Source organism: Aeromicrobium sp. Root236 (assembly GCF_001428805.1).
Classification (GTDB): domain Bacteria; phylum Actinomycetota; class Actinomycetes; order Propionibacteriales; family Nocardioidaceae; genus Aeromicrobium.
The window spans coordinates 3,029,398-3,043,342 of record NZ_LMIS01000001.1; the positions used below are offsets into that span (position 1 = coordinate 3,029,398).

13 protein-coding genes are annotated in these 13,945 nt (G+C 70.5%); 6 read left to right on the forward strand and 7 right to left on the reverse strand.

Annotated features, from left to right (window positions below):
• The first annotated feature begins 318 nt into the window (after positions 1 to 318).
• Positions 319 to 1,962 (forward strand): DUF563 domain-containing protein, encoded by a 1,644-nt coding sequence (locus ASE12_RS15240; RefSeq protein WP_056402417.1) that lies wholly within the window; start codon positions 319 to 321, stop codon positions 1,960 to 1,962.
• A gap of 1 nt (position 1,963) precedes the next feature.
• On the opposite strand, the gene ASE12_RS15245 is transcribed toward ASE12_RS15240, so the two are convergent.
• Genes ASE12_RS15245 through ASE12_RS15265 form a run of 5 tightly spaced genes read right to left on the reverse strand, consistent with a single transcriptional unit; the run spans position 1,964 to position 5,950 of the window.
• The gene (locus tag ASE12_RS15245; protein ID WP_056402419.1) at positions 1,964 to 2,800 is read right to left on the reverse strand and encodes an alpha/beta fold hydrolase; all 837 of its coding nucleotides are present in this window, start codon (positions 2,798 to 2,800) and stop codon (positions 1,964 to 1,966) included.
• A 12-nt stretch (positions 2,801 to 2,812) separates the two neighbouring features.
• Positions 2,813 to 3,574 carry a 1-acyl-sn-glycerol-3-phosphate acyltransferase gene (locus ASE12_RS15250; protein WP_056402422.1) on the reverse strand — a complete coding sequence of 254 codons (762 nt, stop codon included), beginning with the start codon at positions 3,572 to 3,574 and terminating at the stop codon, positions 2,813 to 2,815.
• 28 nt (positions 3,575 to 3,602) lie between these two features.
• Positions 3,603 to 4,664, reverse strand: coding sequence for a hypothetical protein (locus ASE12_RS15255; protein ID WP_056402425.1), 1,062 nt, complete (start codon positions 4,662 to 4,664; stop codon positions 3,603 to 3,605).
• Positions 4,661 to 5,215, reverse strand: coding sequence for an RNA polymerase sigma factor (locus tag ASE12_RS15260; RefSeq protein WP_056402429.1), 555 nt, complete (start codon positions 5,213 to 5,215; stop codon positions 4,661 to 4,663). Before ASE12_RS15260 ends, ASE12_RS15255 begins: the two co-directional genes overlap by 4 nt.
• 30 nt (positions 5,216 to 5,245) lie before the next feature.
• Complete coding sequence (locus ASE12_RS15265) at positions 5,246 to 5,950, reverse strand: lysoplasmalogenase (RefSeq protein ID WP_082582311.1); 705 nt, start codon at positions 5,948 to 5,950, stop codon at positions 5,246 to 5,248.
• Positions 5,951 to 6,027: 77 nt separating this feature from the next.
• Here ASE12_RS15265 and ASE12_RS15270 point away from each other — a divergent pair, with 77 nt between their 5' ends.
• On the forward strand, positions 6,028 to 7,128 hold the full coding sequence (locus tag ASE12_RS15270) for a calcium:proton antiporter (protein WP_056402432.1): 1,101 nt from the start codon (positions 6,028 to 6,030) through the stop codon (positions 7,126 to 7,128).
• Between the two features lie 6 nt (positions 7,129 to 7,134).
• Here the strand turns inward: ASE12_RS15270 and ASE12_RS15275 are convergent, their stop codons facing one another.
• The gene (locus ASE12_RS15275; protein WP_056402435.1) at positions 7,135 to 8,433 is read right to left on the reverse strand and encodes a cation:proton antiporter; all 1,299 of its coding nucleotides are present in this window, start codon (positions 8,431 to 8,433) and stop codon (positions 7,135 to 7,137) included.
• 12 nt (positions 8,434 to 8,445) lie between these two features.
• Positions 8,446 to 8,826 (reverse strand): cupin domain-containing protein, encoded by a 381-nt coding sequence (locus ASE12_RS15280; protein ID WP_157412970.1) that lies wholly within the window; start codon positions 8,824 to 8,826, stop codon positions 8,446 to 8,448.
• A gap of 189 nt (positions 8,827 to 9,015) precedes the next feature.
• On the opposite strand from ASE12_RS15280, the gene ASE12_RS15285 reads away from it, so the two are divergent.
• From ASE12_RS15285 to mmuM, 4 genes are read left to right on the forward strand one after another with little or no spacing between them, the layout of a single operon-like run.
• Positions 9,016 to 11,214, forward strand: coding sequence for an MMPL family transporter (locus tag ASE12_RS15285; RefSeq protein WP_056402437.1), 2,199 nt, complete (start codon positions 9,016 to 9,018; stop codon positions 11,212 to 11,214).
• 12 nt (positions 11,215 to 11,226) lie between these two features.
• The gene (locus tag ASE12_RS15290; RefSeq protein WP_056402440.1) at positions 11,227 to 12,387 is read left to right on the forward strand and encodes a histidine kinase; all 1,161 of its coding nucleotides are present in this window, start codon (positions 11,227 to 11,229) and stop codon (positions 12,385 to 12,387) included.
• Positions 12,384 to 13,058: a response regulator transcription factor gene (locus ASE12_RS15295; protein ID WP_056402443.1), complete on the forward strand. Its 675-nt coding sequence runs from the start codon at positions 12,384 to 12,386 to the stop codon at positions 13,056 to 13,058. Before ASE12_RS15290 ends, ASE12_RS15295 begins: the two co-directional genes overlap by 4 nt.
• Before the next feature lie 14 nt (positions 13,059 to 13,072).
• A complete protein-coding gene (gene mmuM / locus ASE12_RS15300; protein ID WP_056402445.1) occupies positions 13,073 to 13,924 on the forward strand; it encodes a homocysteine S-methyltransferase in 852 nt (283 codons plus the stop codon).
• The last annotated feature ends 21 nt before the right edge of the window (positions 13,925 to 13,945 follow it).

Sequence of the window (13,945 nt, forward strand, 5' to 3'; positions counted from 1 at the left end):
TTCCAACCTAGACGCCACCACTGACACGCCTTTTCGACTGCAATCCCGGCTGTGGACAACTCCTTCCGCTCCCCCAACGGCTATGCCCTCAATGTTGGGGGGACCCCCAGAGCTCAAGGAGCGGGGCAGCTCAGGGAGCGGTCCTTTCGACAAGCTCAAGGAACGGGGCGACAGCTCAGTGAGGCGATCCTTTCGACAAGCTCAAGGAACGGCGCGACAGCTGAGGGAGCGGTCCTTTCGACAAGCTCAAGGAGCGGGCCTGGCCGGGCCCCCGGCCAACAAACCTGGGCCAGCCGGACCGCGACCTAGACTTCCTGCGTGACCTTGAGGAGCAGGCTTGCTCGTGCTGTCCGACGCCACCGCCTGACTCGTGCTCTCCGCGACATCGACGCCATCGCGGATGCCCTCAACGCGACACAGGGCTTCATCGTGGTCTACCTCGACGAGCCCAACCCCCAGCTCGTCGAGCGCCTCAAGGACAGAACGGCCGTCGAGGTCCGCCCGATCCAGGTCGAGGGCTCGATCGACACCGCCCTCACCGCACTCCGATCCATGCCGCGCCCGGCTGCGATCCTCGACGCGACCCACACCGGCAACCGGGTCAACCTGCTCCGGCAGACGGTCTTCGCCCTGCCCGACGGCGCCGCCTACGTGGCCGCCGGAACCACCGACGCGTGGACCGCCGATGTGCGCCGCGCCGCCGAACCTCGCAGCGGCGAGGGCCAGGCCGCCGCCCGGCGCCGCCAGGAGCTCGCCGACTCGATCGACGTCCAACCACATGCACAAGGCCTCGGCGTCGTACGCAAGCGCGGCACCCACCACTTCACCCTCCGCCACCACGCCGTCGAGCAGGTCCTGAGCGACCAGCTCGGCGCCGACTGGGGCGAGGTCGTCGCGCACCACGAGGCGTACGAGTACGAGTCGCGCGCCACCGTCCACATGCACGGCGAGCCGGCGCCCCGCGAGAAGCAGGAGACGATCTCCGTGCCCGCACTGTCCCTGCGCCGCTACAGCGACGTGACCTGCCACGTCCGCGAAGTCACCACCAAGGGCAACCTCGTGCTGCCCGACTCGTTCCGGCACTGGCAGGCCGGGCGCCTGTTCCACAAGCGGATCATCCCCGCGACCGCCTGGTTCGGCCGGCTCGAGGACCGCATGCACCAGGCGGACGTACGTCATGAAGCCGGCGAGTTCTTCTCGTTCGACTCCGCCTTCCCGACCCACTTCGGGCACCTGACGACCGAGACGTTGTCGAAGCACTGGGGCTGGCGGATCGCCCACGAGCGCAACCCCGACCTCCGCGTCGTCATGACGCACCAGCCCGGCAAGCCGCGCCTCCCGGTGTGGAAGGCCGACATCCTCGGCGCCCTCGGCGTCCCGCTCGACGACATCCTCTGGGTCACGGAGGGCGAGTCCGTCAGGGTCGACTCGCTCGTCGCCGCCATGCCGCAGCTCGAGAACCCGCACTACGCCGATCGCGGACTCATCGACACGTGGGAGGCGCTCTACGCGGGGCTCGGCCCCGACCCCTCGCCGCAGGGCCGCCCCGAGAAGATCTTTCTGTCCCGGCGCACCCGCACCCAGCGCTGGTGCCTCAACACGCCGGAGGTCGAGGCGTTCATGGCCGGGCAGGGCTACACCGTGATCTATCCCGAGGACTCCTCGTACGCCGAGCAGGCCCACACCGTTCGCGCTGCGAAGGTCATCGCGGGGTTCGCCGGCAGCGCGCTGTTCAGCATGATGCTCAACCCCGAGGCGCGCATCGTCGTCCTCTCGAGCCGCGCGTACGTCGCCGCCAACGAGTACCTGTTCGGCTCCGCTGCGGGCCACGAGCTCCACTACTTCTGGGCGCCGCCGCTGGTCGATCAACCAGAAGGCGGCTTCGCCGTCGAGGCCTACCGCTCCGACTTCGTGTTCAACCTCGACGAGCACCGCGCCGAGCTCATCGAGGCCCTGGCCTAGCTCAGCCGACGCGCGCGAGGATCGCCTCGGCGAGCGCCTCGGGGTCCTGCTCCGGGATCCAGTGGCTCGTGCCGGTCAGCTCGACGTAACGGAAGTCGGCGTCGACGAACTCGCCGCATCGCTCCGCAGCCGCCCGGCCGATCGCCTGGTCCTGGTCGCTCCACACGTATGTCGTGGGCACCGTGACGGGCGGCAACGAGGCGAGGTCGCCCCGCATGGCGCGGTACCAGTTGAGCGCTGCGGTCAAAGCTCCCGGCTCGGAGAGCGTCGCGACATAGCTGTCGACCTGCGCAGGCCGGACGTGGCCCTCGTACATCGCCCGCAGGCGCTGGGCGTCGTCCTCGAGCAGCACGTGCTCGGCCTTGCCGGGTTGACGCAGCAGTCCGATGTACGACGCGCGCTGCTGCTGGTCGGCGTCACCCTGGAGAGCCGCCCCGTACGCCGCGAGGTGCGGCACCGAGACCGCGGTCAACGTGCGGAGCCGGTCGCGGTGACGCACGGCGGTGACCCACGCGACCGCGGCGCCCCAGTCGTGGCCGACGAGGTGGAACGTGCCGATGCCGAGCGCGTCCGCGAGCCCGGCGACGTCGTCGGCGAGCAGGTCGGTCGTGTACGACTCGGCGCCTGATGGCCGGGCGCCGGGGGAGTAGCCGCGCTGATCGGGAGCGAAGATCCGCAGGCCGGCTCCCGCGAGCAGCGGCACGACGCCCGACCACGACAGGGAGTTCTCCGGGAACCCGTGCAGCAGCATCACCGGCTCCCCGTCCTCTGGACCGGTGATGCGTACGTCGAAGGTCAGGTCGCCGACCGTCACGGGTGTGGTCTCGTCGTACGTCATGGTGCTCCTCGGTCAGTCGAAGCTGTCGCCGATGCGGGCCACGGCTTCGCGGTCGAGCACCGCCGCCGTCTCCGGGTCGGGTGCGCTGCCACCGCGATCGTAGGGGAGCCACCAGCGGTCCTCGTCGTTGCGGGGCAGCGCCGGGTAGGTGTCGATCGCCTCGGCGAGCAGCGCGTCCATCGCGACGTGGAGCCGCAATGACAGCTCGTCGACCGACTCGCCCTCCGCCGGCAGCAGTGGCTCACCGACCATGATCGTGACCGGCATGCGTCGGCGTAACGAGCGGTGCCCGTCGACGGTGTAGATGCGGTGGCCGCCCCACACGACGACGGGGATCAGCGGCACCTGCCGGTTGACCGCGAGCCCGGCGGCACCGCGCTTGAACGGCTTGAGCAGCCACGAGCGGCTGATCGTCGCCTCCGGGAAGACTCCGACGAGCTGACCGTCGTCGAGCAGGCGCAGCCCTTGCCGGTACGCCCGGGCGCCGGACTTCCGGTCGACCGGGATGTGGCGCATGGCCCGCATGAGCCGCCCGACGACCGGCAGCTCGAAGACCGAGCGCTTGGCCATGAACCGGATGCGACGCTTGCGCGGCCGGGCGGCGTACCCGATGAACGTGAAGTCGAGGAAGCCGATGTGGTTGCCGGCGACCACGCCGGCGCCGCTCGTCGGGAGGCGCTCGACCCCGCGGACGTCGAAGCGGTAGCCCATCAACCGGAACAGCGTGCCGAAGATCCGGACCACCACCCGGTAGGTGAGGTCGGATCCAGGCACGCTGCTCAGGCTACGCCGTGCGGCGGCGTCAGTCCTGTCCCGGCGCGGTGTCCACGACGTCGACGTGGAACGTCGTGACGGACTGCGGTTCGTGGGGACCGAGGCCCGGGACTCGAGGCTCGCCGTCGGCGGGGTCCGGGATCTCCTGCCGACCGGCGTACTGCGCGGTCTCCTTGTCGAACAGCAGGTCGGAGTAGCCGATGTGGAGGGCGAACGTCTGTCGGCCGTCGAGGACCGGGGCGTCGTCGGAGATCCGTACCTTCGGCTCCTTGGCCAGTGCCCTGAACAGCGCTGCACGGATGTCGGCAGGCGCGACCCCACTGGTCAGGACCGGTGCGGCGGCCTCCTCGAGCGCCACGTAGTGCTCGATCGGCGCGTAGTGATGCGCGTCCTTCAGCAGCTCCTTGAGCAGCGCGTCGGGGTCGCGGGGGAGCGACGCGTACCAGTCGGCGTCGAGGTACTTGGAGTACTCCCGGATCTTCGACGTGGCACCGCCCTTGGACGTCCACGCCTCGTGGCTGGGTCCGTCGTCGTACGGCGTGTGGTCGCTGCTCATGTGCTGCACGATCGTGGAGTCCTGGGTGAACACCCACGTGCCCTGGTCATGGTCGTACGGGATGAACGTACGGTCGACGGATCGCACCTTGAAGAACTGCGGCCGGCCGTCGTCGCCGACGTCGACGGTCACCTTGTCAGGCGCCTCGCCCTCCGGGTAGAAGTAGCCCCTGTACGTCCAGCCCTCTTGCACCGTGCTGATGCGGAGGTACTGACCGGGACCGACCACGGGGTCCGACGCCTTGATCGTGACGTCGGCGGCGTGCTCCAGCACGGCGGCTGCAGGCGATCCGGCGACGTCGTGACCGCCGAGGTCGATCCGGGTCAGGCCGAGGGCGACCGTGGCGGCGACGGCACCGGCGACGATGAGCGTGCGGCGTACGTGTCGACGTGGCGTCACTTCGGCAAGCTCGATGACCGGGGAATGCGGTGTCGCCATGATGGCGCGGAGCAGCTCCTCGTCCTGGGCGGTGATCTGCGTGGCGGCGTCGGCCTGCGGGTCCAGCTCGGCGAGCGTACGGGTGATGGCGTTCATGAGGGCACCTCTGCGGTGTGGGCGGTGGGATGGGCGGGTACGCGCTGGGGACCCGGTGGGTCCGAGAGCGCGTCGCGCAGCTTGCGCCGGGCGCGGTGCAGGCGAACGGCTGCGGTGCCGGGCCGGCAGTCGAGCACGACCGCGACGGCCTTGACGGTCAGGTGCTCCCAGTAGACGAGCAGCAGGATCTCGCGCTCGTCGTCGCTGAGCCGCTCGATGGCCTCGAGCACGAGTGACCGGTCGTCGGCCGCGGCAGTGCCGTCGGACTCGACGAGCTCCGTGGTGTCGGTGACGCGCTGGGCGACGCGGAGCTGACGACGTTCGGTGCGCTGGTGGTTGGCGAGCGTGAACCTCGCCGTGCGATAGAGCCACGGCAGCCCACCGGCGACGGCCTCGTCGCAGCGCCGCCAGGCCGTCAGGTAGGTCTGCGCGACGACGTCCTCGGCGAGGTCGTCAGGCGCGCGCCGTCGGGCGTACGAACGGATCGAGGGGAGGGTGATCCGGTAGAGCGTCTCGAAAGCGCGGCGGCGCTCGTCCTCATCGGCAGTCATGACCGTTTATGTCCACGTCGCCGCCCGGCATTACATCTTCTGCGGCAGCCGGGGCCAGCAGTCGGTGCGGATCGTCGGGTCGAAGCCGGCTCCGGCGGCGATCGTCCGCTTCTCGCGGCCCAGGATGCCGGTCGCCAGAAGCAGGATCGCGACGATGTAGAGCCCCATGATCGCGAGTCCCGTGCCGGTCGCGTCCTTGTCGATGCGGTCGGCCTCGCCGAGCGCGATGATGCCGTCGGAGACCAGGAAGCAGGCGCCGCCGATCCCGGCCCGGAGGTCCGTGGCGAGCGAGGTCGAGGCCGTGCCGAGGAGCAGGGCGGCATACACCGGGACGATCGGCCGCAGCCCCACCTCGAGGCCGCTCCACGCCCAGGCGACGAGGCCGATCGCCGCGGCGACGTAGACCACCAGGATCCAGGGCTTGCCTCGCAACCGGCCGAGAGCGCCGCGGGCGATGAAGAACCGGATGAAGCAGACATGGGCCGCCGCGAACGCCGCCATGCCGACGACGAACACGTCGTCGCCGAGCTCGAGGAACAGGTCGCCGAGGAAGCAGAAGCCGAGCGCCGCGACGAGCAGCCTCGGCCCGCCCTGCTCCACGACCCACGCGGCGAGCAGCGGGGCGATGAAGCACTTGGTGATGCTGTCCCACGGCGTGGCGTCGGCGGCGTTGAGCGCCAGGTGCACGACGGACACGACCCCGAAGGCGATCAGCCAGGGACTCTTCACTGCCATCCCAGCACCGTACCGGTTTGCCGCACCGCGAGTTCGCTGGTTGGTCACGACGACCACGAACCTGAAAAGGTGGAGGCATGACTTCCCGGCTCGCCGTCCTGACCAGCCGATGGACCGGGATCGTGCCGGTCGCCGCCCTGATCGTCTTCGCCCTGGCCTGGCACCGTGACCTCCCGTGGCTCGCGGTCGCCGTCGTCTCGGCGTTCCTCGGCGGCGCCGTGCTCGCCGCGGTGCACCACGCGGAGATCATCGCCCACCGGGTCGGCGAGCCGTACGGGTCACTGGTCCTGGCGGTCGCCGTCACGGTCATCGAGGTCGCGCTGATCGTGACCCTCGTGACGACGGGAGCCAAGGGCAGCGAGAGCCTGGCCCGCGACACGGTCTTCGCCGCGATCATGATCACCTGCAACGGGATCGTCGGCGTCTCGCTGCTCGCCGCGACCCGCAAGGGTCAGGTCGCCCACTTCAACGCCGAGGGCACCGGCGCGGCCCTGGCGACGGTCGGCACCGTGGCGACGCTGTGCCTCGTGCTCCCGACCTTCACGACGGGCCGCTCCGGACCGGTGTTCACGCCGGGCCAGCTCGGGTTCGCCGCCGTTGCCTCGCTGGGCCTCTACCTGTTGTTCGTCGGCATGCAGACCGTGCGGCACCGCGACTACTTCCTGCCCACCAGGAGCGACGGGTCGGTCGCCTCCGACGACGACCATGCCTCGCCGCCCTCGGCCCGTGCGGCGTGGCTCAGCCTCGGCTTCCTCCTGATCGCCCTGGCCGCGGTCGTGGGCAACGCCAAGAACGTCTCGCCTTCCCTCGAGGATGCCGTCGACGCCGCCGGCATGCCGCAGGCCGTCGTCGGGGTCACCATCGCGCTGCTGATCCTGCTGCCGGAGACGATCGCGGCGGTTCGCGCGGCTCGCCGCAAGCGTGTGCAGATCAGCCTCAACCTGGCGTACGGCTCGGCGATGGCCAGCATCGGTCTCACGATCCCGGTCATCGCGATCTCGCAGATCTGGCTCGACGGTCCGCTCGTGCTCGGCCTCGGCTCGACCGAGCTCGTGCTGCTCTCGCTGACGATGATCACGAGCGTCCTCACCGTCGTGCCGGGCCGGGCGACGATCCTGCAGGGGGGCATCCACGTTGCGATCCTCGGCTCGTTCCTGTTCCTCGCCGCCAGCCCCTGACCAGCCCTATGCCTCCCGCCTGGCGTCGAGCCAGCGCATCGCCGGTGTCGCCGTGACGCCGTGGAGGATCACCGACAAGGTGATCGCCAGGCCGACCGTCGACCAGAGCAGCGGCACGTCGTGGAAGTCGGCGTGCCCCGTCGCGTACGCCAGGTAGTAGATCGAGCCGACGCCCCGCACCCCGAAGAACGCCGTGGCCGCACGCTCTCGCGGACCCATCGTGTTGGTCCCGACGCGCAGGTCGGAGCGGCCCGCGAACAGCGCGACCATCCCACTCAACGGGCGTACGACCAGGAGTAGCAGGACGGCGACCAGTGCCGCCTGCCAGGTGAGCGCCGACAGGAGACCATTCGTCAGCGCCACCCCGAGCAGGAGCAGGACGATCAGCGTCAGCAGCCGCTCGAGCCGTTCGATGACGTCGTGCATCAGCGCGTGGTAGTCGTGACCGCGCTCCGCCGACCGCATCGTCATGGCGCACGCGAACACCGCGAGGAAGCCGTATCCGCCGGCGACCTCCGTCATCCCGTACGCCAGCAGCACCGCAGCCAGCGCCAGCAGCGGCTCGCCGGAGTCCGCCGTGCGCAGCGAGGGCTGGTTGGACCGGAAAGCGATCTTCGCGAGCACCCAACCGACGGCGACGCCGATCGCCGAGCCCACGACGACCTTGCCGGCGAGGTCCCAGGCGACCCACCGGGCACCCCAGTCCGCGAACGAGCCGCTCGCCGCGAGGAGGATCGCCGCCTGCACGAACGGGAAGGCGAGCCCGTCGTTGAGACCCGCCTCGGAGGTCAGGGCGAAGCGCACCTCGTCGTCCTCGTCGATCTCGTCCTGGTCGCCCTCGGTCGTGGTCGGCCCCTCGACCTGCACGTCCGAGGCCAGCACCGGATCCGTCGGCGCCAGTGCCGCTCCGAGCAGCAGGGCCGCTGACGGCGCGAGGCCCATGACCCACCAACCCAGCCACGCGATGCCCGCGATCGACAGTGGCATCGCGACCGCCAGCAGGCGCCAGGTCGCGCTCCACTGCCGCCACGACCTGAACGACCGCAGGCTGAGCGGACGATCCAGCGCGAGGCCGACGCCCATCAGGGCGATGAGCACCGTGAACTCGGCCAGGTGCTCGACGAACCCGCGATGCGCGACGGGCGAGAACGCCGAGTCGTCGATGCCCGGCAGCAGCCCGATCAGCGCACCAAGACCCAGCAGGACGACCGGCGGCGACAGCGCAGCGGTCCTCAGCGCGTACGGCAGGACGACGGCCAGCAGGAGGGCCGCGCCGCCGAGGAGGTAGACGAGATGGGTCGCCATGACCTCTCGAGGCTACGGGGAGGAGCCCGCACCCGCCCCTTGAGCCCGGGGCCCCTCGAGCCACTCGGTGATGAACGTCTCGCTGGCGTGGATGTGGGTCGCGATGTAGCGCTCCGGCCCCACGACCTCGAACTTGTGCGGCGTGAGCTTCGGGACGACGAGCACCTGGCCCGCGACGCCCACGAGCTGCTCGCCGGCGACCGTGAACAACGCCCGGCCGCCCCGGATCACGAACGTCTCGGCGTACGGGTGCTGGTGCAGGTAGGGGCCCTCGCCGTCCTCGTCGCTGTCGGAGAAGATCAACGAGACCCCGGCGCCGTACGCCGCGCCCTCGATGCTGTCGAGGATGCGCCCGTCGGGCCGCGTGGTTCCTGTGGTGTGGATCACATGCATCCGGCCACGCTAGTCCGGAACGTGCCCACAGGTGAAGGCCGCTGCTGCGACAGGCGTAGGAACGGCCCCACGTACTGCCCTCGTGGTAGTCGAGAGTCACGGCGTACGGAGGACGCGCCGGACCGCGCTGGTTCGGGAGGGTGGTCACACTGCCGCGAGACCCGCGGCCCGTTTTCTCGGAGGATCCCCATGGCTGCATTCGCTCGATGGTGCTTCAACCATCGCCTCTCCGTCATCGGCATCTGGATCGCGCTGCTGATCGCAGTCAGCGGTGCCTCGATGGCCGCCGGTACGAGCTACTCCGACGCGTTCGACCTGCCCGGCACCGAGTCGACCAAGGCGCTCGACCTGCTGCAGAAGTCGCTGCCGGAGTCCGCCGGCGACGCCGACCAGATCGTCCTTCACGTCGACGAGGGCAAGATCACCGATCCGGCGGTCAAGACGCGGGTCGACGCGATGCTCAAGGAGGTCGGCTCGGTCCACTCGGTCGTCGGCATCACCAGCCCGTACGACGAGGCCGGCGCCAGCCAGGTCAGCAGCGATGGCCGCACCGCGTACGCCACGGTGCAGTTCGACAAGCAGGCCGACGAGCTCGCGCTCAAGGACATCGAAGCCGTCATCGACACGGCGCAGGACGCTCGGGGCGACGGGCTGCAGGTCGAGCTGAGCGGCCAGGCGATCGACACCGCGACGCAGGCCGGTCCGGGCAGCACCGAGCTGTTCGGCATCGCCGCGGCCGCCGTGATCCTGTTCCTCGCCTTCGGCTCGTTGCTGGGCATGGTGCTTCCGCTGATCGTCGCGATCGCCGGCGTCGGCGGCGGGATGATGTCCATCGCGCTGCTGTCCCACGCCTTGAGCCTGAGCGACGTGACCCCGACCCTGGCGGCCCTCATCGGCCTGGGTGTCGGCATCGACTACGCGTTGTTCATCGTGACGCGCTATCGCACGGGCCTGAAGATGGGACTCGAGCCGGAGGAGGCCGCGATCAAGGCGCTCAACACGTCGGGCCGCTCGGTGCTGTTCGCCGGTGGCACGGTCGTGATCGCGCTGCTCGGCCTGCTGGTGCTCAACGTCGACTTCCTCGCCGGCATGGGCATCGGGGCTGCCGTGACGGTGCTCTGGACGGTCGTGGCCGCACTGACGCTGACGCCGGCGTTCCTCGGCCTGTTCGGCATGCGGCTGCTGTCCCGCCGTGAGCGCCGGGTCCTCGCCGCGGAAGGCCCACAGCTCGAGGCCGTGGGCGTCTGGGCCCGCTGGGCCCGCTTCGTCGCGCGGCGCAAGGCGTTCGTCTCGGTCGTCGCGCTCGGCCTCATCGCGGTCCTGGCTATCCCGTTCTTCTCCCTGCGGCTCGGGTCCGCCGACGCCGGCAACAACCCGGCCGACACGACGACCCGCAAGGCGTACGACCTCCTGGCTGACGGCTTCGGTCCCGGCTTCAACGGGCCGCTGCAGCTCGTCGCCGAGCTCAAGTCGCCCGGCGACCAACAGGCTCTGAAGACGCTCGTGTCCGACGTCGAGGCGACCCCGGGCGTCGCCGCGGCCACGGCGCTGCCGATGAAGGCCGACGCCACCGTCGGCATCGTCCAGGTCGTGCCGAAGAGTGCTCCGCAGGACGAGGCCACGACCCGGCTCATCGACAACCTGCGCGACGACGTCATACCGGCGGCCGAGAAGGGCAGCACCCTGCAGGTGTACGTCGGCGGCAACACCGCGACGTTCGGCGACTTCGCCGACGTGCTGACCGGCAAGCTGCCGCTGTTCCTCGGCGTCATCGTCGCCTTGGGCTGCATCCTGCTGATGGTCGCGTTCCGCAGCATCGTCGTGCCGCTCACCGCAGCGCTGATGAACCTGTTGGCGGCCGGCGCGGCCTTCGGTGTGCTCGTCGCGGTCTTCCAGTGGGGCTGGCTGGGTGACCTGGTGAGCATCGGCAAGGAGGGCCCGGTCGAGGCGTTCCTGCCGGTCATCATGCTGGCGATCCTGTTCGGCCTGTCGATGGACTACCAGGTGTTCCTGGTCAGCCGGATGCACGAGGAGTGGACCCACACCAAGGACAACCGCCGGGCCGTGGTCATCGGCCAGAGCGAGACCGGACGGGTCATCACCGCAGCGGCGCTCATCATGATCAGCGTGTTCATCGCGTTCGTGTTCGAGGGTGAACGCGTGATCGCCGAGTTCGGCATAGGCCTGGCGGCGGCGGTCGCGGTGGACGCGTTCATCCTCCGGATGCTGCTCGTGCCGGCGCTGATGCACTGGTTCGGCGCCGCCAACTGGTGGCTGCCGGCCTGGATCGACCGCCGGCTGCCGCACCTGTCGGTCGAGCCGATGGAGGACGCGCCCGTGGCGGAGATCGCGGAGCTCGACACCGTCGACCAACCTGCGAGGGCGTGACAGGCTGAGCACGTGAAGCTGAAGGACGAGCTCGTCGAGCAGGCACGGTGTCATCCCTTCGGGGCTGACATCGTGCTTGCCGTCGCCCTCGGACTGATCGCGTTCCTGGTCCCGCACGACAGTGGCGAGCCGCCGAGCGGACCCAACTGGGTCCCGCCCGCGATCGTGATCGGCATGCTCGTCGCGATCGCGTTCAGGCGCGTCTATCCCCACACCGTGCTGGGCCTCGTGCTCGCCGGCACGGCCGTGGTGCTCGTTCTCGAGCACGGGAAGTCACCGATCCTCGCGATGGCGTTCGTCGCGATCTGCACCGTCGCCTATCGCGCCGAGCGCAAGGGGAGCATCGCGGTGTGGTTGGTCAGCGGGTTCATCCTCGCCGGCGCCATGGCCCTCGGCACCGAGTCGGTCCTCCGGTTCGAGAACTTCTCGGTGTTCGCGTGGACCGGATTCGCCGCGGCAGCCGCGAGCGCGGTCCGCTCACGCAAGGAGTGGTTCGCCGAGGTGGAGCAGCGCGCGATCGACGCCGAGGAGAGCCGCGAGGAGGAGGCGCAGCGCCGCGTCGTGGCCGAGCGCCTGCGCATCGCGCGCGAGCTGCACGACGTCGTGGCCCACCACATCGCGGTGGTGCACGTGCAGGCCGGCGTCGCGGACCACCTGCTCGACACCAAGCCCGCCGAGGCGCACGAAGCCATCGCCCACATCCGCCGGGCCAGCGGCTCGGTGCTCGACGAGCTGGGCGGCCTCCTCGACGTGCTCCGCCAGCCCGACGAACCCATCACGCCGACCGCGCCGGCGCCCGGCCTCGGCGGACTCACCTCGCTCATCGACTCGTTCTCGGCGTCGGGCCTCACTGTCGACGTCCAGGCCAAGGGCGAGCCCCATGCCCTGCCGCCGGCCGTCGAGCTCGTCGCGTACCGGCTGATCCAGGAAGGCCTGACCAACGCCCACAAGCACGGCTCGGGAACCGCCACGCTGGACTTCACGTTCGAGCGGGGCGCACTCTGCATCGACATCGCCAACCCGTGCCCCGGTGCGACCTCGCTCGGCGGCGCGGGCCACGGACTGCTCGGCATGCACGAGCGGGCCAAGGCTGTCGGCGGCACGGTCAGGACACACAACGACGGCGACGCGTGGCGCGTCGCGGCCCGGCTGCCCTTCGAGCCCGCCGTATGACGATCCGGGTGCTGCTCGCCGACGACCAGGCGTTGATCCGCAGCGGCTTTCGCGTGCTCATCGAGTCCGACCCCGAGCTCGAGGTCGTGGGCGAGGCGGCCAACGGCAAGGAGGCCGTCGAGCTCGCCCGCAGCACGCGGGCCGACGTCATCGTGATGGACGTACGCATGCCGGAGATGGACGGGCTCGAGGCGACCCGCGCGATCTGCGCCGACGACGACCTGGCCGGCGTCAAGGTGCTCGTGGTGACGACGTTCGAGACCGACGACTACCTGATCGAGGCGTTGCGTGCCGGGGCGAGCGGCTTCGTCGGCAAGGGCGTCGAGACCGAGGAGCTCCTCGCCGCGATCCGTACGGTCGCGGTCGGCGACGCCCTGCTGTCCGCGCGGGCGACGCGCAGCCTCATCACCAACTTCCTGGCCCAGCCCTCCGGCCGGCCGGTCGCGACACCGGCGGAGCTCGAGGTGCTGACACGACGCGAGCGTGAGGTCGTCGGGCTGGTGGCGCAGGGCCTCTCCAACGACGAGATCGCCGAGCAGCTGTTCGTCAGCCCGCTGACCGCCAAGACCCACGTGAACCGCGCCATGATCAAGCTCGACGCCCGCGATCGCGCCCAGCTGGTCGTCGTCGCCTACCAGTCGGGCCTCGTCAGCGCGGATCCTCCGGGCTGAGCGAGACTGGACGCATGATCCTCGACGGCGGACTGTCCAACGCGCTCGAGCAACGTGGGCACGACCTGTCGTCGGAGCTCTGGACCGCCGAGCTGCTGCGCGACGCTCCGCACGAGATCGCCGCGGTCCACCGGGCGTACTTCGAGGCCGGGGCCCAGGTCGCCACCACCGCGAGCTACCAGGCGAGCGTGTCCGGGTTCGTCCGTGCCGGCATGACGATCCCCGGGGCCGAGGCGCTGATACGCCTGAGCGTCGCGATCGCCCGGGACGTGCGCGACGAGGCTCCCGGCCGCCTGGTCGCGGCTTCCGTGGGACCGTACGGCGCGGTGCTCGCGGACGGCTCGGAGTACTCCGGGCGCTACGGGCTCTCCGCGACGGAGCTCTACGACTTCCACGGGCCGCGGCTCGAGCTGCTCGCCACCGCGGAGCCCGACCTGTTCGCGGTCGAGACGATCCCCGACCTCGAGGAGGCGACCGTCCTCGCGGGGCTGCTCGACGAGATCGGCATCCCGGCCTGGCTGTCGTTCACGATCGAGGGCGAGGCGACCCGCGCCGGACAACCCCTGAGGGAGGCCTTCGCCCTCGTCGCTGACACCGATGCGGTGATCGCCACCGGGGTCAACTGCTGCGCACCGGCGGACGTCCTCGCCGCCGTCCAGGTCGCCCACGACGTGACCGGCAAGCCCGGCGTCGCCTATCCCAACAGCGGACAGGCGTGGGACAGCGCGACGCACACGTGGCTCGGCGAGCCGTCGTACGACCTCGGGCTCGTGCCGGCCTGGATCGACGCCGGCGTCGCGTACGTCGGAGGGTGCTGCCGCATCGGGCCGGCCGACATCGCCGCGCTGGCCGAGAGCCTGGCCTGAACGACGGATCGCCGCCGCCTG

Coding starts and splice junctions, on each gene's coding strand:
- ASE12_RS15245 (WP_056402419.1), bottom strand. CDS start 2,800: ATGACGTACGACGAGACCACACCCGTGACGGTCGGCGACCTGACCTTC.
- ASE12_RS15255 (WP_056402425.1), bottom strand. CDS start 4,664: ATGAACGCCATCACCCGTACGCTCGCCGAGCTGGACCCGCAGGCCGAC.
- ASE12_RS15260 (WP_056402429.1), bottom strand. CDS start 5,215: ATGACTGCCGATGAGGACGAGCGCCGCCGCGCTTTCGAGACGCTCTAC.
- ASE12_RS15265 (WP_082582311.1), bottom strand. CDS start 5,950: ATGGCAGTGAAGAGTCCCTGGCTGATCGCCTTCGGGGTCGTGTCCGTC.
- ASE12_RS15270 (WP_056402432.1), top strand. CDS start 6,028: ATGACTTCCCGGCTCGCCGTCCTGACCAGCCGATGGACCGGGATCGTG.
- ASE12_RS15275 (WP_056402435.1), bottom strand. CDS start 8,433: ATGGCGACCCATCTCGTCTACCTCCTCGGCGGCGCGGCCCTCCTGCTG.
- ASE12_RS15280 (WP_157412970.1), bottom strand. CDS start 8,826: ATGCATGTGATCCACACCACAGGAACCACGCGGCCCGACGGGCGCATC.
- ASE12_RS15285 (WP_056402437.1), top strand. CDS start 9,016: ATGGCTGCATTCGCTCGATGGTGCTTCAACCATCGCCTCTCCGTCATC.
- ASE12_RS15295 (WP_056402443.1), top strand. CDS start 12,384: ATGACGATCCGGGTGCTGCTCGCCGACGACCAGGCGTTGATCCGCAGC.
- mmuM (WP_056402445.1), top strand. CDS start 13,073: ATGATCCTCGACGGCGGACTGTCCAACGCGCTCGAGCAACGTGGGCAC.